This is a genomic window from Amycolatopsis sp. MtRt-6 (assembly GCF_017308975.1).
In the GTDB taxonomy this organism is placed as follows: domain Bacteria; phylum Actinomycetota; class Actinomycetes; order Mycobacteriales; family Pseudonocardiaceae; genus Amycolatopsis.
In genome coordinates this window covers 195,023-216,713 of record NZ_JADWPD010000011.1, presented here as the reverse complement: position 1 = coordinate 216,713, position 21,691 = coordinate 195,023, and the positions used below count along the sequence as shown (strand labels likewise).

General features: G+C 72.7%; 22 protein-coding genes. 8 read left to right on the top strand and 14 right to left on the bottom strand.

Going from position 1 to position 21,691, the window contains the following annotated elements:
* Nucleotides 1–5: 5 nt before the first annotated feature.
* From I4Q55_RS20795 to I4Q55_RS20755, 9 genes are all read right to left on the bottom strand, one after another.
* Nucleotides 6–1,964, bottom strand: coding sequence for a hypothetical protein (locus tag I4Q55_RS20795; RefSeq protein ID WP_206789846.1), 1,959 nt, complete (start codon nt 1,962–1,964; stop codon nt 6–8).
* An 8-nt stretch (nt 1,965–1,972) separates the two neighbouring features.
* Nucleotides 1,973–2,443, bottom strand: coding sequence for a hypothetical protein (locus I4Q55_RS20790; RefSeq protein ID WP_206789844.1), 471 nt, complete (start codon nt 2,441–2,443; stop codon nt 1,973–1,975).
* An 11-nt stretch (nt 2,444–2,454) separates the two neighbouring features.
* Entirely contained in the window at nt 2,455–3,297 is an 843-nt protein-coding gene (locus tag I4Q55_RS20785; RefSeq protein WP_206789841.1) for an ESX secretion-associated protein EspG, read from the bottom strand.
* Between the two features lie 763 nt (nt 3,298–4,060).
* Nucleotides 4,061–5,290: an HNH endonuclease signature motif containing protein gene (locus tag I4Q55_RS20780; protein WP_206789840.1), complete on the bottom strand. Its 1,230-nt coding sequence runs from the start codon at nt 5,288–5,290 to the stop codon at nt 4,061–4,063.
* A gap of 67 nt (nt 5,291–5,357) precedes the next feature.
* Nucleotides 5,358–6,029: a flavin reductase family protein gene (locus tag I4Q55_RS20775; RefSeq protein ID WP_206789940.1), complete on the bottom strand. Its 672-nt coding sequence runs from the start codon at nt 6,027–6,029 to the stop codon at nt 5,358–5,360.
* Between the two features lie 95 nt (nt 6,030–6,124).
* A complete protein-coding gene (locus I4Q55_RS20770; protein ID WP_206789838.1) occupies nt 6,125–6,937 on the bottom strand; it encodes a xanthine dehydrogenase family protein subunit M in 813 nt (270 codons plus the stop codon).
* Nucleotides 6,934–7,404: a (2Fe-2S)-binding protein gene (locus tag I4Q55_RS20765; RefSeq protein WP_206789836.1), complete on the bottom strand. Its 471-nt coding sequence runs from the start codon at nt 7,402–7,404 to the stop codon at nt 6,934–6,936. The genes I4Q55_RS20770 and I4Q55_RS20765 overlap by 4 nt, the downstream gene beginning before the upstream one ends.
* Nucleotides 7,401–9,665: a xanthine dehydrogenase family protein molybdopterin-binding subunit gene (locus tag I4Q55_RS20760; RefSeq protein ID WP_206789835.1), complete on the bottom strand. Its 2,265-nt coding sequence runs from the start codon at nt 9,663–9,665 to the stop codon at nt 7,401–7,403. The genes I4Q55_RS20765 and I4Q55_RS20760 overlap by 4 nt, the downstream gene beginning before the upstream one ends.
* 29 nt (nt 9,666–9,694) lie before the next feature.
* Entirely contained in the window at nt 9,695–10,450 is a 756-nt protein-coding gene (locus tag I4Q55_RS20755) for a sulfite exporter TauE/SafE family protein (RefSeq protein ID WP_206789834.1), read from the bottom strand.
* A 208-nt stretch (nt 10,451–10,658) separates the two neighbouring features.
* Here I4Q55_RS20755 and I4Q55_RS20750 point away from each other — a divergent pair, with 208 nt between their 5' ends.
* Complete coding sequence (locus I4Q55_RS20750; protein WP_206789833.1) at nt 10,659–11,660, top strand: LacI family DNA-binding transcriptional regulator; 1,002 nt, start codon at nt 10,659–10,661, stop codon at nt 11,658–11,660.
* A gap of 23 nt (nt 11,661–11,683) precedes the next feature.
* On the opposite strand, the gene I4Q55_RS20745 is transcribed toward I4Q55_RS20750, so the two are convergent.
* Together I4Q55_RS20745 and I4Q55_RS20740 are read right to left on the bottom strand one after the other, a co-directional pair.
* Nucleotides 11,684–13,174: an FAD-dependent monooxygenase gene (locus I4Q55_RS20745; protein WP_206789832.1), complete on the bottom strand. Its 1,491-nt coding sequence runs from the start codon at nt 13,172–13,174 to the stop codon at nt 11,684–11,686.
* The gene (locus I4Q55_RS20740) at nt 13,171–14,133 is read right to left on the bottom strand and encodes an MBL fold metallo-hydrolase (protein ID WP_206789831.1); all 963 of its coding nucleotides are present in this window, start codon (nt 14,131–14,133) and stop codon (nt 13,171–13,173) included. Before I4Q55_RS20740 ends, I4Q55_RS20745 begins: the two co-directional genes overlap by 4 nt.
* A gap of 95 nt (nt 14,134–14,228) precedes the next feature.
* Between I4Q55_RS20740 and I4Q55_RS20735 the strand changes: the two genes are divergently transcribed.
* Nucleotides 14,229–14,759 carry a MarR family winged helix-turn-helix transcriptional regulator gene (locus tag I4Q55_RS20735; protein WP_206789830.1) on the top strand — a complete coding sequence of 177 codons (531 nt, stop codon included), beginning with the start codon at nt 14,229–14,231 and terminating at the stop codon, nt 14,757–14,759.
* 96 nt (nt 14,760–14,855) lie between these two features.
* On the opposite strand, the gene ribA is transcribed toward I4Q55_RS20735, so the two are convergent.
* A complete protein-coding gene (ribA, locus tag I4Q55_RS20730; RefSeq protein WP_206789939.1) occupies nt 14,856–15,467 on the bottom strand; it encodes a GTP cyclohydrolase II in 612 nt (203 codons plus the stop codon).
* A gap of 110 nt (nt 15,468–15,577) precedes the next feature.
* Here ribA and I4Q55_RS20725 point away from each other — a divergent pair, with 110 nt between their 5' ends.
* Nucleotides 15,578–16,210, top strand: coding sequence for a LysE family translocator (locus tag I4Q55_RS20725; protein WP_206789829.1), 633 nt, complete (start codon nt 15,578–15,580; stop codon nt 16,208–16,210).
* A 15-nt stretch (nt 16,211–16,225) separates the two neighbouring features.
* Here the strand turns inward: I4Q55_RS20725 and I4Q55_RS20720 are convergent, their stop codons facing one another.
* A complete protein-coding gene (locus tag I4Q55_RS20720; protein ID WP_206789827.1) occupies nt 16,226–17,287 on the bottom strand; it encodes a cobalamin-independent methionine synthase II family protein in 1,062 nt (353 codons plus the stop codon).
* A gap of 262 nt (nt 17,288–17,549) precedes the next feature.
* On the opposite strand from I4Q55_RS20720, the gene I4Q55_RS20715 reads away from it, so the two are divergent.
* Both I4Q55_RS20715 and I4Q55_RS20710 read left to right on the top strand, forming a co-directional pair.
* The gene (locus tag I4Q55_RS20715) at nt 17,550–17,813 is read left to right on the top strand and encodes a DUF3040 domain-containing protein (RefSeq protein WP_206789825.1); all 264 of its coding nucleotides are present in this window, start codon (nt 17,550–17,552) and stop codon (nt 17,811–17,813) included.
* A gap of 14 nt (nt 17,814–17,827) precedes the next feature.
* A complete protein-coding gene (locus I4Q55_RS20710; RefSeq protein ID WP_206789824.1) occupies nt 17,828–18,853 on the top strand; it encodes a DNA polymerase IV in 1,026 nt (341 codons plus the stop codon).
* Here the strand turns inward: I4Q55_RS20710 and I4Q55_RS20705 are convergent.
* Entirely contained in the window at nt 18,850–19,497 is a 648-nt protein-coding gene (locus tag I4Q55_RS20705; RefSeq protein ID WP_206789823.1) for a TetR/AcrR family transcriptional regulator, read from the bottom strand. The two genes, I4Q55_RS20710 and I4Q55_RS20705, sit on opposite strands and share 4 nt — an antisense overlap.
* An 88-nt stretch (nt 19,498–19,585) precedes the next feature.
* On the opposite strand from I4Q55_RS20705, the gene I4Q55_RS20700 reads away from it, so the two are divergent.
* Genes I4Q55_RS20700 through I4Q55_RS20690 form a run of 3 tightly spaced genes read left to right on the top strand, consistent with a single transcriptional unit; the run spans nt 19,586 to nt 21,679 of the window.
* Nucleotides 19,586–20,476 (top strand): diiron oxygenase, encoded by an 891-nt coding sequence (locus I4Q55_RS20700; protein WP_206789822.1) that lies wholly within the window; start codon nt 19,586–19,588, stop codon nt 20,474–20,476.
* 55 nt (nt 20,477–20,531) lie between these two features.
* On the top strand, nt 20,532–21,200 hold the full coding sequence (locus tag I4Q55_RS20695; protein WP_206789821.1) for a hypothetical protein: 669 nt from the start codon (nt 20,532–20,534) through the stop codon (nt 21,198–21,200).
* Nucleotides 21,197–21,679, top strand: a complete 483-nt coding sequence (locus I4Q55_RS20690; protein ID WP_206789820.1) for a GNAT family N-acetyltransferase — start codon at nt 21,197–21,199, stop codon at nt 21,677–21,679. Before I4Q55_RS20695 ends, I4Q55_RS20690 begins: the two co-directional genes overlap by 4 nt.
* The last annotated feature ends 12 nt before the right edge of the window (nt 21,680–21,691 follow it).

The window sequence follows — 21,691 nt, the reverse complement described above, 5'->3', positions numbered from 1 at the left end:
GGGCGTCACTTCCAATCCTGGTTCTTCCAGTCGCCGATCACCGGGGGCGCGACCGCCTGCTCGCCCGCGAAGAAGTTCGGGTCGTCGCTTTCGAGGTAGTCGGCGGCCTTGTGTTCCTTGTCGTCCTCGCCCTTGCCACCGCGCGCTCCGGCTCCCATGCCGCCCATGCCCGGGGTGCCCGCCGCGCCGGCCGCGCCGCGGCCCGAAGCCGCGTTGCGCGCCGCCGCCGCTTCGGCTTCCGCGGCGAGGCCGGAGGCGGCACCGCCGCTGAGGTTGCCGGCACCGCGCAGGCCCGCACCGCCGGCGCCGGCCCCACCGGCACCGGCGCCACCGGCACCGGAGCCGCCGATCCCGCCGAGGGAACCGCCGCCACCGCCACCGCCGCCGGTCAGGCCGCCCAGCCGGCTGGCGATGCTTTCGCCGTTGATCCCGCCGCCGCGGCCGATGGTCGGCAGCTTGGCGCCGCCGGGGTTGTTGAGCCCGCCGGTGCCGGTGGGCAGCCCGGTGACCGGGTCGATGCCGGGCGGGGTGAACCCGGGGATCGGGTTGCCACCGCGAACGGTCCCGCCCCCGCCGGAGACGTCCGGGATGTTCGGGATCGACGGCGGGGTGAACCCGCTGCCGCCGGTCCCGCCGCCGCCGATTCCCGAAGGCGAGAAGCCGGACGACGTCGTCGAGTCGTCGAAGCGCGGCAGCGACGAGCCGGGGATGCCGGCACCGCTGAAGTTGCCGCCGGCGGGCGTGCCGGGCGCGTCGAAGTTCGGCGGCGTGAAGCCCGCGCCACCCGCACCACCGCCCACGCCACCACCGGCGCCGCCGCTGCCGGGAATGCCGGCACCGGAGAAGCCGGAGCCACCGGCACCCGGGATGCCACTGCCCGAAAAGCCCGAACCGTCACCGGGGATTCCGGCGCCGCCGGCGCCCGGGATCCCGGCGCCACCCGCGGCGGCACCGCCGGCCGCACCCGCGCCACCGAAGGCGGCCGCGTTGGCGTCGATCGGGATATCCGCGGCCGCGGGCTCGACGGGGTTCCGGGCGAGCAGCGGCTGCACCCCGCCCGCGCCGGCGCCGCCTCCGGCCGGCGCGTTCGCGGTGCGCGCGGTGGCCGTCGGCAGCTTCGGCGGGGCCGGGAACCGCGGGGTGGCGACGGCGCCGCCGATGGTTTCGTCGTACTGCGTCATGATCTGCGCGGCGTGCTCGCGCGCGGCCTGCTGCGCCCGGTAGGTCTGCATGGCCTCGCCCGCGGCCGCCGCGTACTGCACCGGGTCGGTCATCGACATCAGGCGCTGGTTGGTCGCCTGCAGGTCGAACTGCACCGGCGGGTTCGCGGCCATCTGCCGCTGGGTCTCGTTGAGCGCCTGGGAGTGGATTTCCTGCTGCCGCCCGGCGAGCGTGGCGCCCTGCGCGGTCGCGCCGAGCCACTTGCCGACGCCGGCGAGGTGCTCGCGGACGGCGTCACCGGCGTCGCCCTCCCAGTTGGCGGTGCTGGCGTTGATCGCGCTCGCCAGGGTCTTCTGGTGCGTGCCCAGGTCGTTGCCGACGCGCACCCACTCTTCCGAAGTCTCCGCGACGGTCGCCGAGTTGGCGTCCTGCGTGATGGCTTCGTTCATCTGCTCGTGGCTGGCGTTGTTCCACAGCGTCCGCGGCGCCCCGCCGGTTTGGCGCATGACGAGGCCCTCGTCGAGGCCGTGCTTGGCGTCGGCGAGGTGCTGTTCGTAGCGGTCCTGGATCTTCTGGTCGCGCAGCACCGGGTCGACGACCGGGCCGAGCCAGCCGCGCCGGATCTCGTCGTCGACCTGCCGGGTGGCCATCTCGCGGATCTGGTCGCCCGACGGCGACTTGTCCGAGGTCAGCGGCCCGACGTAGTACTTCGACGACGAATCGGCGGTGACGTCGTAGAGCGGGCTGCGCGGGTCGTAGTCCGGGGACGACGGGTCCGACACGGACTCGGCGGTGGGTGCCACGGTCTCCCTCAGCTCTGGTCGGCGGTCGGGAGCGAGGTCAGCGTCTTGCGCGTCTCCTCTTCCCGGGACTTGTAGTTCTGCTTCGCCAGCTTGATGGCCTCGATGTAGGTCGGGAACTCCTGCCGCGCGGCCTGCAGCTGCGTGAGCAGCCCGGCGTCGTCGGCGGCGGTGCTGACCATGTGCGCGGAGACCCACTGCCCGGTGGCGGTCCGGCTCATCGCGGGCGCGTCGTGCAGCCGTTGCAGCGTGGCCCACCGCGCCTCGAGGGATTCGAGCACGCCTTCGAGCGCCTCGATCAGCTGGTTGCCGGTGGTGTCGTCGACCGCGAAGCCACCGGTCTGGGCGAGCCGCTTCAGCTGCGCCCCGGCGAGGCCGACGCGCACCGCGGCCATCGCCTTGGCCTCGGGAGTGGCGGCGGTCTGCATCTGCATGGTGGCCTGGATGGCCTGGGCCGCCGCGGCGGTCTCTTCCGTCGTCATCAGTCCCCCGATCAGTAGACAGCCGCGATCGCGTCGCGGATGGCGCGCGCGAGATCCGCCCGCCCGGCCGGTACGTATTCAGCGGTGAGTTCCCCGGCATCACCCGTCCGCGTGTGCACGAGATACCGGCCATCGGCGGTGTCGAGCCAGCTCAGCGGCTCACCGGCCAGCCGTTCCCCCCGCCGTCCCTGAGCACTGACGGCAATGTGCCCACCCCCCAACCGGGGTTCGGCAAGCACCCGTTCGAGGACGGCGACATCGGAGGGTTTCGGAGCGGGCGGCCGCCGCCCGGGCCGCACGACGGCCTTGACCTCGATCATCCCGAAGGCATCGGTCTCTTCTTCGTCGAATTCGGCATCGGCGATCCGCTTCGCGGTCATGGCCGAAACCTCCCGCCCGGCAGCCCGGTGCACGACGTGCGTCCCGGTGGTGGCGGCGGGAGCGGGCGGAAGCACCCCGGTGACGACCTCGACGAGGTCTTCGTCGGCGAAGAGCGAGAACAGCAGGTCATCGGTGTCGGGAGCCTGGGTGATGCCGAGCGCCTGCGCCCCATCGCTGACGACGAGGACGGCAACATCGGCCCCCAGCCCATCGATCCCACTGACGGCGACGGAGATCCGCGGCTCGGCCAGCAGTTCGAAGGCGGTCCGCACGCCGGGGTGCAGCTCACCGGAGACGGAAAGCCGCCGTTCTTCGAGAGCGTCGTAGACCTGCCGCGCAACGGTGACGAACCGCACGGGATCGGCGGGCAGGTTCCCGGCCCGCAGCGGGTAACGCCGGACATCGCCCCCGGTGGCCCGCCCGACGACGAGCGCTTCGAAGACCTCGAGGACGAACTCGAACCGCTCCGCCATTTCCCCTCGGTTTCATCAAACCTTCAAGCAAGTTCCCGGATGAAGATTAGCAGTGCGGCATGGATGGGCGTCGGCACCGCCACCCGGATGCCCGAAAGACCACGATCCCCTGGCTCAGGCGGGCAAAGGGGGCTGTTCTGGGGTGCGGATGGAGGCGCAGGTCGGGAAAGGCGGAGATAGCGGACGTCGCGGCGGATTTCGCAACGGAGGCGGCGATCTCGGTGATGGACGGGGCGGCGGAGAGGGGCGCAGCGGGGCAATTGCGGGGTGGTGCGGCTTGGAGCGGCGGGGTTGGCGGCGGGGTTGGCGGCGGGGTTGGCGGCGGCAATGTCGCGGCCACGTGGGGGCGGGGACGCTGGCTACCGCCGCGGCCGCGGCAGGCGGAGATGGCCTTGGCGGCTGGCGATGGTGGTGGTCCGCTGTGGTGATGGTGGTGGCACCTGCGGTGCTGGCAGGTCGAGGCGGCACCGCGACGCTGGCAACCGCGGCGATGGCACCCGCGAGGCTGGCAGGCACGGTGGCGGCAGGCAGGGTTGGGCAGCGGCTGCGAGGGTGGCAGGTGCGGTGACGGCAAGCGCGGCGGCGGCAAGCGCGGTGGACGCAGGCGCGGTGACGGCAGGCTCAGACCGGTGTCGGGCGGTCGGCAACTTGGTCTGTACCAGAGCCTCTGGCAATGCTTCGCCGGCCCAGCGTCGGGGCGCCGGCGCCTGAGGTGGGCGTGGGTGTAGGCCCGTAGCCGTGGGGCTGCGGGCCTGTCCCGTGTTCATGCTGCGAATGGCAGTGGTTCGTGGAGGTTGTTGCGCCTGGGTTTGCGGCGCCGGTCGATGAACACTGGTGGGAGGAATTCGGGTAGGCCGTCGGTGGCGATGCGGACTTCCCAGCCCGATCGGTGCAATAGCCGGTGGTGGTGGGCGCACATCAGCACCAGGTTGGTGAGATCGGTGGGGCCGCCATCTGCCCAGTGCCGGATGTGATGACCTTGACAGTGCCGGGGAGGCCGATGACAGCCCGGGAAGGCGCAACCCCGGTCCCGGAGGAAGAGAGCGCGGCGCAGTCCGGCGGAGATCAACCGGCGGAGGCGGCCCAGGTTCAGCGGTTCACTCTTGTCACCGAGCACGGCGGGGATGATCATGGCGTCGCAGGCATGCACCCGCGCTTCGGCCGCGGACATCGTCCCGGTGTCACCGAGGGTGGCCTTGCCAACACCGGATTTCAGGTCCTCCAATGACACGGCGACCATGACGTGGGCGCGTTCCCCGGCCTGCATCGGCAACTCCGGAGAATTCAGAGCCAGGTCGACGGCATCGGAGAAAGCATCCCCGTAACGCTGCGGGGTGGTGCGGAAGTCGGGACCCTCGTCGCCGGTGCGACGCTCGGCCAGAGCATCCAACAGGGCGTGGGCGCGGGTGCCGGTTTCGTCGTCGAACCGGCCACTCAGCTCCCAGATCCCGGTTCTTTTGCGGCGGAGGAACAGCTCCCGGGTGGGGGCGGTGGGTTCGGTGTCGTCGGGTTCGGGACCGTCGGGGACGAGGTGGGCGAGGATGCGGGCGCCGAGGGCGGCGACCTGCTTGTGCCCGGCCTCCTCGGCGAAAGCCAGCAGGTTGGTCTCGGCACTCTCGCAGTGCTCGGGCGGAACCTGGGCCAGCACAGAGGTGATCACGTCGATCATCGGGTTGCTCAACCGCCCCGCGCGGGCCGCGACCCCGGTGGCGGGGGCCAAGGCAGGGATCGGGGAGCCGTCGAGGTTGCGGCCCGGATTCACCAGGCGGGCGCGTTTGATCAGCCGTTCCGTAGCCGGCTTCGGCATATCGGCCAGATGCTCCAACAGCCGGGCAGCGGACCGGTAGCCGAACAGCTCCATCACCCCGCGCTGCTCGATTTCCACCAGCAGGGCCCCGAGTTCGGCCTCAGCAGACCGCATAGACGCGACCAACTCGCCAATCCGGTCGGCAAAAGCCACCGCCTCGGACGAAAGAGCCGCGTCGCTGGTCATACCTCCAAGCTACCGACGATCGAACACAGCGGCATCACACGATCGGGCAAAAACGAGACACCGCAACCTAAACCCCGGCAACCCGCCGCGCCCGTTCGATATCCGGCCCCCGATAAAGCCGCTCGGGAATCCCCGCCAACGCCGACGGATGCACCTGCGAAGACAACCCGTAGAACTTCTGGAAGCTCATGATCAACGGCCGCCAGGCGTCGGGGTCTATCCGGTCCTCGCTCCCCGCCATCCGGATCGATGGGTGCACGTACACCCGTTGGACCCGGACCTCGAACGCCACCACTCCCCCGTCGTCCCCCACCGGGTGCACCTGCTCGACGACCACCTCCATCGCCACCGGGCACTCCGCCACCCGCGGTGGCTTCACCGTCGACGACTCCACCGGTGTCAGCCCCGCCCTGGCGAACTTGTCCGCCACATGGAAATACCCGCGCTCCCGCTTGCCCGGCGGTACCGGGTCCGCGCCCGTCGTCAGCGCCAGGCGGTCGACCGCGGGGGCCAACGACTCCGATGGCAGGTTCAGCACGCCTTCGCGGGTTCGCATCAAGTTCTGCGCCGTCCGGGAACGAACACCCAGGCCGAGCATGGCCCGCCACCCGAGCCAGAACGCCGACGACATCGGGGCCAGGTTCGTCGTACCTTCTTCGTTGGTGCTGGAAATCAGGACCACCGGGGTGCCGAAATAGAGGATTCCCGGCTCGATGGCCGTGTGCGCGACGTTTTTCACGCCTCCGATCCTGCCGTCCACAGGGGACTCGGGCTGGCGGGAATCGGCCGTCGCGATCAACGGGGGCGGCACCGGTGAGTGCCGCCCCCGGGAAATCACCGGCGAGCCTGCGTCAACGCCCGCTTCGTCAGTACCCTGGCCAGGTGGCGGCGGTACTCCGCCGTTGCGTGGGGCTCGTCCGGTGGGTTCGTTCCCGATGCCGCCAGCGCTGCCGCTTCCTCGATCGACGCCCCCGCCGCCAAGGCCTCCTCCGTGGCCGTTGCGCGCAGCGGCACCCCGCCCATGTTGACCAGGCCGACGCGGCCGCCGGCCACCGTCACGCCGACCATTGCCCAGTCGATCGCGCGGCGAGTGAACTTCTGGAACCCCCAGCCCTGGCCGCGCTGGGCCGGGAGGCGGATCTCCGTCAGCAGCTCCGCAGGCTCCAGCGGCGTCGTGAACGGGCCGAGGAAGAACTCCGCCGCGGGGATGCGGCGCTCCCCCTCCGGCCCGCGGGCCACCAGGACCGCGTCCGACGCCAGGATCGCCGCCGGGAGGTCCGCCGCCGCGTCCGCGTGGACCAGGGAGCCGCCGATCGTGCCGCGGTGGCGGACCTGGCGGTCGCCCACCTCGCCGGACACGTGCGCCAGCAGGGGCGCGTGCTCCAGCAGCACCGGGTCCTGCACCAGCGCGCTGTAGCGCGACAACGCGCCGATGACGACCTCGTCGCCCTCCAGGCGGACGTACCGCAGCTCGTCGAGCGGGCCGATGTCCACCAGGTACTCCGGGGCGGCCAGGCGCAGCTTCATCAGCGGCAGCAGGGAATGCCCGCCCGCGAGCACCTTCGCGTCGTCGCCGTGTGTGGCCAGCAGCGAAAGCGCTTCGTCTACTGTGGACGCACGCAGGTACTGGAACGAAGCCGGGATCACCGGTCCACCTCCTGCCCGGACGCGTCGATCACGGCGCTGACGATGTTGTGGTACCCCGTGCAGCGACACAGGTTCCCCTCGAGCCCGGCGCGGACCTCGTCGCGCGTCGGCTTCGGGTTGTCGGCCAGCAGCGACACCGACGCCATGATCATCCCCGGCGTGCAGAACCCGCACTGCAGGCCGTGCTGCTCCTCGAACGCCCGTTGCACAGGGTGCAACGCTCCGTCCGAAGAGGACAGTCCTTCGACCGTCGTGACGGTGTGGCCGTCCGCCTGCGCGGCCAGCACCGTGCACGACTTGACCGACTCGCCGTCGAGCAGCACCGTGCAGGCCCCGCAGGACGTCGTGTCGCAGCCGATGTTCGTGCCGGTGAGGCCGGCCGTGTCGCGCAGGAAGTGCACCAGCAGCGTCCGGTCCGGCACCTCCTCGGTCACCGGCCGCCCGTTGACCTCGATCGAGACCTTCACTGCGCGCTTCCCTTCCCAGTTTCTTCGAGTGCGGCCCAGACCCGGATCGGGGTCGTGGGCATGTCCAGGTGCTTGACGCCGCGAGCGGCCAACGCGTCGACCACGGCGTTGTGCACCGCCGGTGTCGAACCGATCGTCGCCGCTTCGCCGATCCCCTTGACCCCCAGGAGGTTCCGGTCGGTCGGGGTGGCCATGTCGACGAGCTCGAAGTCCGGCAGCTCGGCGGCGGTGACGAACGAGTAGTCCGCCAGTGTCGCGGTCGTCGGGTTGCCGTCGTCGTCGTAGGTCACGACCTCCATCAGAGCCTGCGCCGCGCCCTGGCCGAGCCCGCCGTGGCGCTGCCCGCGGAACGTCAGCGGGTTGACGATCGGGCCGGCGTCGTCGACGGCGACGATCCGGCGCAGCTCGACCTTGCCGGTCTCGGTGTCGACCTCGACCACCGCCAGGTGCGCGCCGAACGGGAAGGTCGGCTTGCCGTCGCCGAACCAGACGTCGGCCGACAGCTTGCCCTCGCCGGCCCGGCCGGCGACCTGCGCCCAGCTCAGCACCGTGCTCGACGGCGCGCCGCGGACCTGCCAGACGCCGCGTTCGGTGTCGAGCTCGAGGTCGTCCGGCGCGGCTTCCAGCAGTTCCGCGGCCAGCTCACGAGCCTGCGCGACGACCTCGTCGGCCGCCTGCCGGATCGCCGAGCCGCCCAGCTGCAGCGACCGGGAGCCGAAGGTGCCGACCGCGTTCGGCACCTCGTCGGTGTCGCCGTGGCGGACCGTGATCTTCTCCAGCGGGACGCCCAGCCGGTCGGACAGCAGCATCGCCAGCGACGTGCCGAGCCCCTGCCCGTGCGGCGAGCTGCCGGTCCAGGCGACGACCGAGCCGTCGGGGTGGATGTCGACGCGGCCGCTCTCGCCGGCGCCGTCGCCGCCGGTGATCTCGACGTAGGAGGCGATACCCAGGCCCAGCTCGACCGGGTCGCCCGCCTCCCGCCGCCGCCGCTGCTCGGCGCGCAGTTCCGCGTACCCGGCGGCTGCCAGCACCTTGTCCAGTGCCGCCGCGTACTCGCCCGTGTCGTAGACCGCGCCGGTCGGCGTCTGGTACGGGAACTCCTCCGGCCGGACGAAGTTGACCCGGCGGACCTCGGCCGGGTCCAGCCCGATCTCGGCGGCGAAGCGGTCCATCGCCCGCTCGACGGCGGCCGTCGCCTCGGGACGGCCGGCACCGCGGTAGGCCCCGATCGGCGTCGTGGTGGTGACGACCGCGCGGCTGCGCGTCTCGACCTTCGGGAACCGGTAGACGCCGACGGCCATCAGCTCGGTCAGCGTCGGCAGCATCAGCAGCCGCGGGTACGCCCCGGCGTCCTGGACGACGTCGAGGCGGTACGCCAGCACCGTGCCGTCGCGCTTCCCGCCGATGGTCACGGTGTTGCGCTGCGCCCGGCCGTGCGTCATCGCCGTGAGGTTCTCGCTGCGCGACTCGACCCAGCGCACGCCCCGCCCGAGCTGCTTGGCGGCCCAGCCGAGCACGGTCGCCTCGGGGTCCGCGCCGATCTTCGCGCCGAAGCCGCCGCCGACGTCCGGCGCGATCACCCGCACCGACTCTTCGCCGACGCCGAGGGCCGCGGCCAGCTGGCTCCGGGCCATCTGGGCGTTCTGCGTGGACAGCCAGGCGGTCAGCCTGCCGTCCTCGCCCCACACGCAGGCGGCGCCGCGCACCTCGAGCGGCGCGGGCGCGACGCGCTGGTTGAGGATGGTCTGCGTGACGACGACCTCGCAGCCGTCGAAGATCGCGTCGTCGAACTCTTCCGCGCCGTGGGCCTGCACGACGTTGCTGCCGTGCTCCGGGAACAGCAGCGTCTCACCCGCCAGTGCGGCGTCGATCGTCGCGACGGCTTCCAGCGGCTCGTAGTCGACGTCGACCAGCTCGGCGGCGTCGGCCAGCTGGTAGCGCTCTTCGGTGACGACGAGCGCGACGGGTTCGCCGACGTAGCGCACCACCTCGCCGGCCAGCCACGGTTCGGGCACCGGCCCCGCCGGGTGCGGGCCGAACCCGAGGTCCGCGGCGGTGAACACGCCGAGCACGCCCGGCGCCTCCTTCGCCGCGCTCACGTCGATGCCGCCGATCCGCGCGTGCGCGATCGGACTGCGCACGAAAACCGCGTGCGCGGCACCGGAAAGCGCTTCCGTCCGCAGATCGTCCACGTAGGTGCCGCCCGCGGTGATCAGGCTCCGGTCTTCCCGGCGGATCACCCTGGTCCCGACAATGCTCATCTGGTCTCCTGCTCGCCGATATCCGCCGATCATGCCCGCAGGCCGAGGACGACCGCCAGGCCCAGTCCGCCCAAACCGATCCCGACGCGCAACGGCGTCGCCGGCAGCCGCCGCACGAGCGCGGACCCCAGCCACGACCCGCCGAGCGAGCCGAGGCAGACGGCGAGCGCGGCCGGCCACACGACCTTCCCGGTGACCGAGAAGACGATCGCGGCGAGCAGGTTCGCCGAGCCGGTGACCAGGTTCTTCGCCGCGTTCGTGCGGGCCAGCGGCTGGCTCCACACCGTGACCAGCAGCGCGAGCATGAGCACGCCCGCGGCGGCGCCGAAGTAGCCGCCGTAGACGCCGATCAGGAACGCGACCACACCGGTCGCCGGGCTCAGGCCGTGGTGCTCGGCGCCTTCGGCCAGCCGGCGCAGCCGGGGCCCGGCCATCAGGACCAGCGACGCCCCGCCGATCAGCCACGGCACGATGACGGTGAACGCGTCGGACGGCGTCAGCAGCAGCACGAAGCCGCCGCACGCGCCGCCGACGGTGGTGATGGCGCACAGCGGGACGAGCCGGCGCCGCTGCCCGGCCAGTTCGGGGCGCGCCCCGGCCGCGGCGCCCACGGTGGTGCCCAGCATGGCGACGGTATTGGTGACGTTGGCGGTCACCGGCGGCAGGCCGGCCGCGAGCAGGGCCGGGTACGACACCAGCGACGCGAGCCCGGCGGTCGCCCCGGTCAGGCCCGCCCCGACCCCGGCCAGCACGAGCAGGAGCAGCACCCACGGGTCGGTGATCACGTTGTCATCTCACCACGCCGCCCGCGCTGCCCCGCCGACGGGTATAGGGCGTTATACCCGGCCATTGTCCACATCGGACCGAAGAGCGCACCGGCGGCCCGGCGACCCCGTTGTCGTCCGCACTTGATCGATCTCGGACCGGTCGCGGCGGCCCCGCGGGCGAGTACCTTGACACCACAGGGCCTGGCACCCCCGCTCGGGAGGACGGATGCGCGTCACGATCGCCGAGGTCGCCCGCCGCGCGCGGGTGAGCAAGACGACCGTGTCGCGGGTGCTCAACAACAAGGCCGACGTCGACGCGGCGACCGCGATCCGGGTGCGCGAGGTGATCGCCGCGACCGGCTACATCCCCAGTGCCGGCGCGGTCGGGCTGGCCCGCGGGGTGACGCGCACGGTCGGGATGCTCGTGCCCGGCCTGACCTGGCCGTGGATGGGCGAGGTGCTGCAGGGCGTCGCCGACGTCGTGGAGTCGAAGGGCTACGGCCTGCTGCTGTCCACCACCAACCGCGGCGCCGACTCCCTCGGCGAGTTCTCGCGGCAGGTGTCGGCCAAGGCGTTCGACGGCCTCCTGCTGGTGGAACCGCCGGAGGCCGTGCGACACCTGCGCGTGCTGCACGACTCGGGGCTGCCGGTCGTGGTGATCGACGACCGCGGCCGCCGCCCGGCGTTCCCGTCGGTGGGCACGGACAACCGCCACGGCGGCGCGGCCGCGGCCCGGCACCTCCTGCACACCGGCCGCACCCGGCTCGCCACCGTCACCGGGCCGCACGACTTCGGCTGCACCGCCGACCGCCTCAACGGCTTCAACGAGGTCGTCCTCGACGCGGGCCTGACCCTCGACCCGCGGCTCATCATCGAAGGCGACTTCACGAGCGAAAGCGGCGAGGCGGCGATCCTCCAGCTCCTCGAAACGGGCCCGGAGTTCGACGCGGTCTTCGCGCACAACGACCTCACCGCGGCGGGGGTGCTGACCGGCCTGCGCAGGTCCGGCCGCAGGGTGCCGGACGACGTCGCCGTGGTCGGCTTCGACGACATCCCCCTCGCCGCGCACACCCAGCCCCCGCTCACCACGATCCACCAGCCGCTGCGGCAGATGGGCGAGACGGCGGCCACGCTGCTGCTGGACCGCCTGGCCGGCGCGCCGGCCCCGGACGAACCGCTGATCGTCCCGACGACGCTGGTGATCCGCGGCTCGACCGGGGTGCGGTAGCCTGCTCCGTCCACTGTGGCCGGTCAGCCGCCGGTGGCGCGCCGCAGCGCCGGGCCGATCGCCGCGGTATCGCGGAGTACCGCCGCGACGTACGCGTCCGGGCGGACCAGCCACGCTTCGCCCGGACGCGCGCCGAGCGCCCCGCCCACCGGGATCTCCACCGACCGCAGGCCCGCCGCGGGCACGCCCGGCGTCGTCAGCAGCAGGAACCCCGCCCGCGCCAGGTCACGCAGCCGGCCGCCCGCGACCGTGACGTCCGGCAGCAGGATGCCGGGGCCGGGCGGCGGCAGCGCCCCGCGCGGCGGGCGGCCGGCGAACGGGCGGGCGGGGTCCGGGGTGGTCAGCGGCGATCCGGCGTACCAGAACGGCTCGGCCAGCCGCCCCGAGTCGACTTCCGCGTGCGCGGCGGGGTCCCGCGCGGCCCTGGCCAGCACCTCGGCCCGGTGCCGTCGCTGCTTGTCGTCCCGCGGGACCAGGAAGTCCATCGTCGCTGTCGTCACCTCGGCGTTCTCGACGGCGGCCGCGTACCGCTCGGCGTGGTAGCTGTCCAGCAGCCCCTCGCCGGCTTCTCCGCGCAGCACGGACGCCAGCTTCCAGGCGGCGTTCTCCGCGTCCGCGATCCCCGAGTTCAGCCCGCGGGCCCCGAACGGCGCGACCAGGTGCGCGCAGTCGCCGGCCAGCAGCACGCGGCCGGCGCGCATCCGGCGGACGAGCCGGGTGTGGAAGCGGTAGACCGACCGCCACACCACCTCGTACGGCCGGTCGCCGATGATCGCCCGGATCCGGCGGTCGAGGGCCCCGCCGGTTTCCTCGGCGGCGAGGTCGTAGTCGTCGGGCACCTGCCAGTCGATCCGGAACTGCGCGCCCGGGCACGGGTGGATCAGCACCTGGCGGCCGGGGTTCCACGGCGGGTCGAAGAAGAACCGCCGCTCGGCGGCCCAGCCGGGGAGGTCGGCGCGGATGTCGCAGATCAGGAAGAGATCGGCGAACGAGACGCCGGCCAGCTGCTCCCCCACCGCGCGCCGCACCACGTCGCCGTGGGCGCCGGTGCACGCGATCGCGTAGTCCGCTTCGATCCGGCGCGGCCCGGCCGCGGTGTCGCACTCGACCACCACTCGGCCCGGCTGGGTCAGCCCGGTGACGCGGTGGCCGCGGCGGACGTCGATCAGCGGCTGCCGCGCGATCAGCTCGTCGAGGACCTCCTCGACGCGGGCCTGGGAGAGGTTGACGAACGGCGGGAGCGCGGATCCCGCGTCCGGCAGCCGGAGGGCGAACAGCTCGCGGTCGCGGTGGAACGTCCGCGCGGTCGTCCAGGTCAGGCCCTCTTCGGCGAGGCAGCCGGCGCCGAGCCACGCCCAGACGTCCAGGGTGTCCCGCTGCTGGCAGATGGCCCTGGAGCCCACGGGATCGCGCCGCTCGTGCTCGTCGACGAGCACCACCGGCACGCCGCGGCGCGCGAGCAGCAGCGCGGCCGTCTGGCCGACCGGGCCGCTGCCGAGAACGACGACCGTCATCCTTGGAGCCGGTCCCAGACTTCGCGGTCCCGTTCGGCCGTCCACACCACCGGCCGTTCGATGCCGCCCAGCTCGTCCCACAGCCGCGAGACGTCGAAGGGCAGGCAGTGCTCGAAGATCGGCCAGTGCCCGTACCGGTCGTTCAGCGCGACGTGCGTCCGCTCGAAGGCCTCCTTGAGCGTGCCGCCGGCGTCGCGGACCGCGCCGACCTCGCGGATCATCGTGTCGAGGAAGTGCCGGGTCTGCGCGATGGCGGCGTCGACCGCCGCCGCCCCGCGGCTCACCCCGCCGCGGCCGCCGACCAGGGTCTCGGCCCCGAACGCGGCGACCCGGTCCAAAGTGGACGAAGCCCAGTCGCGGTGGAAGGCGTCGCCGGTGTACAGCGCGGCTTCGGCTTCCACGAGGTCGCCGGCGTAGAGGATCTTTTCGCGGGGCAGCCAGGCGACGATGTCGCCCTCGGTGTGGCCGCGCCCGCAGTACTGCAGGACGAGGTCGCCGCGGTCGCCGCCGAGGTCGATCGTGAGCCGGTCGGAGAAGGTCAGCGTCGGCCAGGTCAGCCCGGGCACCGATTCGGCGCCCTTCGCCAGCCGCGGCATCCGGCCGAACTCGCTTTCCCAGTCCTCCTTGCCGCGCTCGGCGACCAGGGCGCGGGTGTTCTCGTGCGCGACGATGACGTCGGCGTCGAACGCGGACGCGCCCAGCACCCGCACGGCGTGGTAGTGGCTGAGCACCAGGTACCGCACGGGCTTGTCGGTGTGCTCGCGCAGTTTCGCGAGCCACTCCCCGGCCGCGACGGGCGTGGCCAGCGCTTCGAAGCAGACGAGGAAGTCCTCGCCTTCGATCGCGCCGATGTTCGGGTCGCCCTCGGCGGTCAGCGCGTAGACGCCGTCCGCGAGCACTTCCAGGGTCTGCGCTTTCTCCGCCAGGTCGGCCGAAGAGGCGAAGGCTTTCTTCGTCACGGCGAGCGCTCCTTGATCGTCAAAGGATTGACTATCGAGCCAGGCTAATCCGCCGGACCGCCGCGGGGAACCCCGTTGCCCCTAACCTGGGCCGCATGACCGACCGACCGGCCGACCTCGACTACCTCTCGTTCGTCGACTACGCGATCGGGAAGACGCAGGCCGAGCTGCCCGCGACCGACCCGGTGGCGATGCGCCTCGGCCTGACGCTGCACCGCCTGGCCGGCGCGCTGGTCTACGACTGGGAGTCGACGGTCCACCGCCCCCGCGGCTGGAGCTGGGGCGGCTTCCGGGTGCTGTTCGTGCTGTGGCTGGCCGGCCCGCTCGAGTCCCGCCACGTGGCCCGCCTGGCGGGGATGAGCCGGGCGGCGGTGTCGGCACTGGTCAAGACCCTGGAGCGGGACGGCCTGGTGACGCGCACCGCAGTCCCCCACGACCGCCGCGCGGTGCGGCTGGCGCTGACCGAAGCGGGCCACACCGCGGTGACCGACGCCTACCAGGAGCACAACACGCGCGAGCGGGCCTGGGTGGCGGCACTGACCCCGGCGGAGCAGACGACGCTGATCGGGCTCCTGGAGAAACTGACCACGAGCCCGGCGGCCGCGGCGGCCCAGCGCCTCACCTGACCGTCCAGGGCAACCCGACCTTCCAGGTACACCGGCCGACTCTCGAGGTACGCCTACCGACCCTCCGGCACGCGACCTGACCCGGGCCGGCGCCGCTCAGCTGGCCAGCCCGGGCAGGCTCAGCGTGTGCCCGGTCTGCTCGACCTTGGCCCGCAGGTACCGGACGTTGCTCTCCGTCGCGAACACGCCGGTCGGCACCCGGTCGCGCACCGCGATCCCGGCCGCGCGCAGCTGCGTCGCCTTGTCGGGGTTGTTCGACAGCAGGTCCACCCGAGCCACCCCGAGCGCACCCAGCATCTGCGCGGCGACCGTGTAGTCGCGGGCGTCCTCGGGCAGGCCGAGCGCGGCGTTCGCGGCGTAGGTGTCGAGGCCGCCGTCCTGCAGGGCGTAGGCGTCGAGCTTGTTGTACAGCCCGATCCCCCGGCCCTCCTGGCGCAGGTACAGCAGGTACCCGCCGGTCTCGGAGATCCGCGAGACAGCCTCGGCCAGCTGCGGGCCGCAGTCGCAGCGCGCCGACCCGAAGACGTCGCCGGTGAGGCATTCCGAGTGCGGCCGCACCAGCGGCACGTCACCGGGCGTGCCCAGGACGAACGCCAGGTGCTCCCCGCCGTCGGCCAGGCCCCGGAAGGTGACGGCTTCGGCGTCGACCGCGACGCCGCCGTCGAGCCGCAGCGGGATCCGCACCCGTGTCCGCACCTCAGCCGTCATGCCGTCGCCCCTGGAGTCACCCACAAGATCGACCCTACACGAGGTTCAAATTCGAACTTTCACGGCAGTTTCTCCGAAAACCGGTGGCGGACAGGTCGTATTCTCGGGCCATGATCCCCGGTGCCACCGCCGCTTCCTTCCTCCTGGTCGTCGTGCTCGGGGCGATGTCGCCCGGGCCCGACTTCGTCGTCGTGACGCGCTCCTCTCTCACCGGTGGCCGGCGGGCCGGGATCGCCGCCGGGGCCGGGATCGCGCTCGGTGTCTTCGCCTGGGTGGTCGCGATCGCCCTCGGGGTGGCCGCCGTGCTCACCGCTTCCGCGGTCGCCTTCACCGTCGTCAAGCTGGCCGGGGCCGCCTACCTCGTCTTCCTCGGTGTCAAGGCGTGGCTGGCCGTGCGGCGCGGCGAGTACCGGGATCTCGCGGCGGCCACCGAGGCGCGGCAGCTCACCGCCGGGGCCGCCTTCCGGCAGGGGCTGGTGACGAACCTGCTCAACCCCAAGGTCGCCGTGTACTTCCTGGCCCTGCTGCCCCAGTTCCTGCCCGCCGACGGCTCCACCCTGCAGACGCTCGAACTGGCCGCGATCGCCACCGCCGGCACGGTCCTGTGGTTCGTCACCCTCGCCGTCGTGGTCGGGGCGCTGAAGAAGTTCTTCAGCGCCGGCCGCGTGCGCCGGGGTCTCGACGCCGTCCTGGGTACCGTGCTCGTCGCCCTCGGGCTGAAGGTCGCCGCCGAAACGGCGTGAGCCCGGGAGCGACCCTCAGCCGAGCTGCTCCGACGCCAGCCGCGTGCCCTCGACGCGGGCCGCGATCTTCGCGAACGCGATGTCGCGCGAGGTCGACGTGTCGTCGGCGAACGGCGAGAACCCGCAGTCGTCGCAGGTGCCCAGCCGCTCGGCCGGTACGTACTTCGCCGCGGTCAGGACCCGGTCCCTGACCTCCTCCGCGGTCTCCACGCGCGGGTCGATCGGGTCGGTGACGCCGACGAACACCCGCTGGTCCGCCTTCAGGTTGTCGGCGATCACCCGCAGCGCGCGCTCCGGCTCGGCTTCACTCGCCAGCTGGACGAAGAACCGGCCGGCCTTGAGGTCGAACAACGCCGGCAGCAGCCCCGCGTAGTCGACGTCGAGGCTGTGCACCGAGTCCTGGTCGCCGCCCGGACAGGTGTGGACGCCGATCTTCGCGCGTTCCTCGGCGGTGAACCGGTCGAGCACGGCGTTGTTGAGCTCGACGAACTGCCGCAGCAGGCCGCCGGACGGGTCGAGCTTCAGCGACAGCCGTCCCTCGGTGAAGTCGATCTGCACGCTGTCCGCGCCCGCGTCGAGGCTGCCCCGGATGTCGGCCTCGGCCTCGTTCACCAGGTCGGCGACGAACTGCTCCTGCGAGTAGCCCTCGATGCCGTCGCCCGGGTAGATCAGCGAGAGCGCGGACGCGGCGATCACCGCCTGCTTGACCGGGCGGTCGGTCAGCGCCTTCGCCCGCGTGAGGTAGGAGCCGGCGTGCGTCGCGTAGCGGAACGGTCCCGCGGTGAGCCGCGGCAGCTGCCGGGTGTGGCCGTCGGCGAACGGGATGACGACGCCGTCGGGCGCGAGCGCGTCCAGCCCGGCCAGCGGGTACGTCGCGAAGCTCGGCTTGCCCTGTTCCCCGTCGGTCAGCACCGGGGAGCCGGTCTCCTCGAACCGGCGGATCGTGTCGGCCAGTGCCCGGCTCTCGAGCTCGGCGAGCGCGGCGGCGTCGATCCGGCCGGCCGCGAAGTCACCGAGCCCCTCGACGAGGTAGGCGGGGCGCGGGATGCTGCCGATCGGTTCGGTGGGCAGGGTCATCAAGTCCTCCGGCTGCTTGAAGGGCCTGACCGGGCACCGGCGCGACGACAGGACGTGGCCCTCCGGCCGCCCCCACCCACCGTCCGGCCGTGACCGGCCACGTTCGAGGGCAACTTAACGTGGCCGAACCCGGTCACGGAGCGCGGATCACCCGGACGGACCAGAGAAAAGCACGAAATCGGAAGGCGTTCGGCGGTTCGTTCGGAGGACGATTGGGTATTCGCTACGGCGATACGGCGGGTTCGGCGCCGAAGGAGGCCCGATGCTCAGTCACCACGACCGCACGGAGCTGGAGAAGATCGAGCGCAGTCTCGAGCTCAGCGACCCGGAACTGGCTGCCGCGCTGCGCGACGGCCGTCGCCCGAAGTCGCGCGCGCTCCGCAGCACCCTCCTGATCTTCTTCGACATCACCGCCGTGACACTGCTGGTCCTCGGGCTTGTCCTGCCCGATCCCGGCGTGACGCTCTGCGGGATCCTCGCGCTCACCGGCACCGTCTGGACACACGTGGCGCGGCACAAGATCTGAGGCAGACTGAGCTGGTGAAGTGGGTCCTGCACGTCGACCTCGACCAGTTCATCGCCGCGGTCGAGATCGCCCGCCACCCGGAGCTGCGCGGAAAGCCCGTCGTGGTCGGCGGCAACGGCGACCCCACCGAGCGCGCCGTCGTGGCGACGGCGTCCTACGAGGCCCGCGAGTTCGGTGTCCAGTCCGGCATGCCGCTGCGCGTCGCCGCCAAGCGCTGCCCGGACGCCGTCTTCCTGCCCAGCGACCCGGACGCCTACCTCGAGGTGTCGGCGCGCGTGATGGCCGCGGTGCGCGAGCTGCCGGTGGTGGTCGAGGTGCTGGGCTGGGACGAGGCCTTCGCCGGCGCGGAGGCGGACGACCCCGAAGCGCTGGCCGTCGCGATCAAGGAGGCGGTGGCGCGCGAGACGGGGCTGTCGTGCGCGGTCGGGATCGGCGACAACAAGCTGCGGGCCAAGCTCGCCACCGGGTTCGGCAAGCCGGGCGGGATCTTCCGGCTGACGCGGGAGAACTGGTGGGCGGTGATGGCGGACCGCCCGACCGACGCGTTGTGGGGCATCGGCGGCAAGACCGCGAAGAAGCTCGCCGGACTGGGCATCCACACCGTCCTCGACCTGGCCGGCTCGGACCCGGCTGAGCTGGCGGCGCGGTTCGGCCCGAAGACCGGTCCCTGGCTGCGCCTGCTGGGCGGCGGCATCAGCGACGCCGAGGTCAGCGCGACACCGTGGGTGGCCCGGTCCCGCAGCCGCGAGACGACGTTCCAGCGCGACCTGGCCGACCCGGCGGAGATGGCGGCCGAGGTCTCGGCACTGGCCAAACGCGTCGCCCAGGACGTCCTGGAGGAAGGCCGCCCGGCGGCGCGGGTGGCGGTCAAGGTGCGGTTCGTGCCGTTCCTGACCCACACGCACAGCATCACGCTGCCGGAACCGACGTCGGACGCCGGCGAGCTCGACCGGGCGGCGCAGGAGGTGCTGGGGATGTTCGAGCTGACCCGCGCGGTGCGGCTGCTCGGTGTGCGGGCCGAGTTCCCGCGCGAAGACTAAAGCCCCTCCGGAAGCGGCAACGGCCGGTCCGGGTCCAGTTCGACCCCGCCCGCGCGCAGCGTGTGGTCCAGCATCGCCCAGATCGTGCCCGTCAGCTGGGCCGTCAGCTGGGCCAGGCTGAGCTCGCCCGGGTGATCGAGCCAGCGGGTCGTCGCCGATTCGACGTAGCCGACCAGGCCGAACGCGATCGTGTCCGCCGGGGCCGGATCGAGCCCGAACGCCATCAGGTAGCCGGTGAACAGGCCGCTGAGGTGGCGGGCGATGGCCCCGCGGACGTCGGGGCCGTCCGGGACGCCGCGGGCCAGGTAGCGGTGCAGGTGGGCGTGCTCGGTCAGCCAGCGCAGGTGCGTCGCGATCACCGTGGAGATCATCTCGTTCGGCGAGCCCTCGGGGTGCCAGAGCGGCGCCAGGTCCGCCGTCACCAGCTCGGCCGCCCGCTGGGCGATCGCCCGGCGGAGGTCCGCCGCGTCGGAGAAGTGCCGGTACAGGCGGGTGCGGGCGACGCCGGCGCGCTCGGCGATCTGCTCGGTCGAGACGTCCGGGCCGTGCTCGGCGATCGCCGCCAGTGCCGCGTCGACGAACTCCGCGCGCCGGCGTTCCTGCTGGCCCGCCCAGCGCGTCGCCCGTCCGTCGACCTTGGTCACGGCGAAAGCCTACTCACCACCCGCCGGGCGGTGTACGCTCGCCGAAGTAGCTAGTACAGCGCGTACCCCCTACTTTACGGAGGCCGCCATGGGCGTCGAGGCCCAGGACCGGGACGTCACCGCGGCTCGCCTGCTCAAGAGCTCCGCGAAGAACTCCTACGACCCGTACGTCGATGTCGACTGGGACGCCCCGCTCGCCGAAGGCAAGGCGTACATGCCGCTCGAGCGCCTCTCCCTCTACGGCACCGAGCTGTGGGCGAAACTGACGCCGGAGCAGCGGATCGAGCTGTCCAAGCACGAGATCGCCAGCATCATGAGCGTCGGGCTGTGGTTCGAAATCGTCCTGATGCAGCTGCTCGCCCGGTACGTCTTCGACCTGGACGCGCGCACCGAGCACGCGCAGTACGCGATGACCGAGATCGGCGACGAGACGCGGCACTCGGTGATGTTCGCCCGCACCGCCGAGCGGCTCGGTGTCCCGCGCTACGGCGTCCCGAAGGTGGTGCACCGCGCCGCGAAGGTGTTCGGCGCGACCGCCGCCGGCCCGTCCATGTTCGCCAGCGTGCTGGTCGCGGAGGAGACCACCGACCGGCTGCAGCGGTCGATGATGGACGACGACGGCATCCAGCCGCTGATCCGCTCGGTCAACCGCATCCACGTGGTCGAGGAGGCCCGGCACGTCCGGTTCGCCAAGGAGGAGGTGCTGCGCGAGACGCCGAAGCTGTCGAAGGCGGCACTGCGGCGGCACCGGCTGCGGACCGCGCTGGTCGCGTTCGGCGTCATCGACAGCATGGTCGACGCCCGGATCTACCGCAGCGTCGGGATCGACCCGCGCGAAGGCCGCGCCGCGGCGCTGGCGAACCCGCACTTCCACGAGACGCGCCGCTGGATGGCCGGGAAGATCGTGCCGTTCCTGCGCGACGCGGGCCTGATCGGCGGCCGCTCGGAGGGCATCTGGCGGCGCGCGCACCTGCTTTGAGGGCAACGGCGGAATTCCCCTTTCGCCGGGTTCCGGGCCGCGCCACGATGGCCGGGTGACCGAGGACTCCCCGCTGGCACCCGGGCAGCAGACCCCGGTGCCGCCCCGCTCGCTGCTCGCCCGGCCGGCCGTGACCGGCCTGATCGGCTTCGTGGCGGGCGCGGTCCTGGTCGGCGTGCCCTGGCTGGTGCTGAGCCTGCTCGACGGCCCGAGCGGCGGGCCGCTGACCGCGCCGGCGGACCTGGGCGGGCTCAGCCGCGCCCAGGACGCGGTCGCGAAGCTCGACAAGGCCAAAGGGCAGGCCCTCATCGACCGGATCGGGAAGTCCGACCGGGAGACCGCGGCCCGCGTGTCGGCGGCCTACGGCGGCGCCGGCGCGGTCGTGCAGCAGTACCAGGACGACCAGCTCCTGCGTTCGGTCCAGTTGCTCGCGGTTCGCGCGCCTTCGCCCGGGCTCGTCGCGCCGTACCAGGACGCCGCGGCGCTGGGCCTGGCCGCGCCGAGCACCGAACTCGTGCGCTTCGGGGACGTGCAGTGCCTGGTGCACCACGACCCGGTGCGCGCGGGATCGACGCCGGACCCGGACCAGACCTCCGTCCAGACCTGCCAGCGCACCGGCCCGGGCCTGACCGTGACGCTGCGGAGCCTGAGCTCCGAAGGCAACCGCGACCCGCGGGAAATGGCTGGAATCCTCGAAGAGGCCTGGACGATACTCAGCCGGTGATCACCATCCGCCTCGCCCGCGCCGAAGACGAAACCGTGCTCGCCCGGATCGACGCGCGCACCTGGACCTCGGCCGTGTCGCCCGCTCCCCCGCCCGAGCCTGGTACGCCCTTCTTCGGCGAGGGCGCGCAGCCCGGGACCTTCCTCGTCGCGGAGCACGAGGGCGAGGTCGCCGGGTACGTCCGGCTCTCCGCCGGGTTCGACATCCCCGCCCACCGGCACGTGCTGGTCATCGGCGGGCTCGCGGTCGACCCGGACCGGCAGCGGCTCGGCATCGGACGGCAGCTCGTGGACGCCGCCGTGGCGGTGGCGCGGCGGAAGGGCGCCCGCAAGCTGACGCTGCGCGTGCTGGGTCACAACACCGGCGCCCGCCGGATCTACGAGCGCTGCGGGTTCGTCACCGAAGGCGTGCTGCGCGGCGAATTCCGCCTCGACGGCACCGACGTCGACGACGTTCTCATGGCCCGGTCGCTCGCTTGACAGCCTCACGGC

What these genes read in the sequence shown, in the direction of transcription:
- I4Q55_RS20780 (WP_206789840.1), bottom strand. Translation starts at nt 5,290, where the DNA reads ATGACCAGCGACGCGGCTCTTTCGTCCGAGGCGGTGGCTTTTGCCGAC.
- I4Q55_RS20715 (WP_206789825.1), top strand. Translation starts at nt 17,550, where the DNA reads ATGCTCAGTCACCACGACCGCACGGAGCTGGAGAAGATCGAGCGCAGT.
- I4Q55_RS20750 (WP_206789833.1), top strand. Translation starts at nt 10,659, where the DNA reads ATGCGCGTCACGATCGCCGAGGTCGCCCGCCGCGCGCGGGTGAGCAAG.
- I4Q55_RS20700 (WP_206789822.1), top strand. Translation starts at nt 19,586, where the DNA reads ATGGGCGTCGAGGCCCAGGACCGGGACGTCACCGCGGCTCGCCTGCTC.
- ribA (WP_206789939.1), bottom strand. Translation starts at nt 15,467, where the DNA reads ATGACGGCTGAGGTGCGGACACGGGTGCGGATCCCGCTGCGGCTCGAC.
- I4Q55_RS20735 (WP_206789830.1), top strand. Translation starts at nt 14,229, where the DNA reads ATGACCGACCGACCGGCCGACCTCGACTACCTCTCGTTCGTCGACTAC.
- I4Q55_RS20720 (WP_206789827.1), bottom strand. Translation starts at nt 17,287, where the DNA reads ATGACCCTGCCCACCGAACCGATCGGCAGCATCCCGCGCCCCGCCTAC.
- I4Q55_RS20725 (WP_206789829.1), top strand. Translation starts at nt 15,578, where the DNA reads ATGATCCCCGGTGCCACCGCCGCTTCCTTCCTCCTGGTCGTCGTGCTC.
- I4Q55_RS20760 (WP_206789835.1), bottom strand. Translation starts at nt 9,665, where the DNA reads ATGAGCATTGTCGGGACCAGGGTGATCCGCCGGGAAGACCGGAGCCTG.
- I4Q55_RS20785 (WP_206789841.1), bottom strand. Translation starts at nt 3,297, where the DNA reads ATGGCGGAGCGGTTCGAGTTCGTCCTCGAGGTCTTCGAAGCGCTCGTC.
- I4Q55_RS20790 (WP_206789844.1), bottom strand. Translation starts at nt 2,443, where the DNA reads ATGACGACGGAAGAGACCGCCGCGGCGGCCCAGGCCATCCAGGCCACC.
- I4Q55_RS20745 (WP_206789832.1), bottom strand. Translation starts at nt 13,174, where the DNA reads ATGACGGTCGTCGTTCTCGGCAGCGGCCCGGTCGGCCAGACGGCCGCG.